This is a genomic window from Vibrio sp. 811 (assembly GCF_033339195.1).
In genome coordinates this window covers 1-557 of the sequence record NZ_JAWOUB010000772.1, presented here as the reverse complement: position 1 = coordinate 557, position 557 = coordinate 1, and the positions used below count along the sequence as shown (strand labels likewise).

The window sequence follows — 557 nt, the reverse complement described above, 5'->3', positions numbered from 1 at the left end:
CACACTAACGGTCCTATGCTCGCCGGATTCCATTTCACTCAACTACTTAGCGACTCTATGGCGAAAGTGCGTCGGGTGCAAGTTGACTTATATGGCTCTTTATCACTGACTGGTAGAGGACACCACACCGACCGAGCCACGGTGCTAGGGTTGATGGGCAATAAGCCCGATACCATCAAAATGACCAGTGCCAAAAGTGCACTGCAACACACCATCGAAAACCATACCTTATCGTTAGCTGGCTCTCATCAAATTGAGTTTAGCTACGACCACGACATTGTATTTCACAGCGACAACCTGCCGCTGCATGAAAATGGTATGACGATCACCGCGCTAGATGCCGCAGGAGCTCAAGTCGCCTTTGAGACGTACTACTCTATCGGTGGTGGCTTTATTGCGACAGCGGCAGAGCTCGAACATGGCGGCCAACAAGCCAGCGCAGAAGTACCTTTCCCTTTTTCATCCGCAGACGAAATGTTGGAAAAAGCAGAGAAAAATGGCCTCAGCCTTGGTGGTATGATTCTGCAAAATGAGCTGGCATTTCGAGAGCAAGAAGA

Annotated in this window: 1 protein-coding gene; it reads left to right on the top strand. The window is 49.7% G+C overall.

The genetic code is table 11. The annotated features are described in order from the left end of the window. Positions 1-557, top strand: a 557-nt coding sequence (locus R7Q46_RS29315; RefSeq protein WP_318078602.1) for a serine dehydratase beta chain, incomplete at both ends; no start/stop codon positions are given.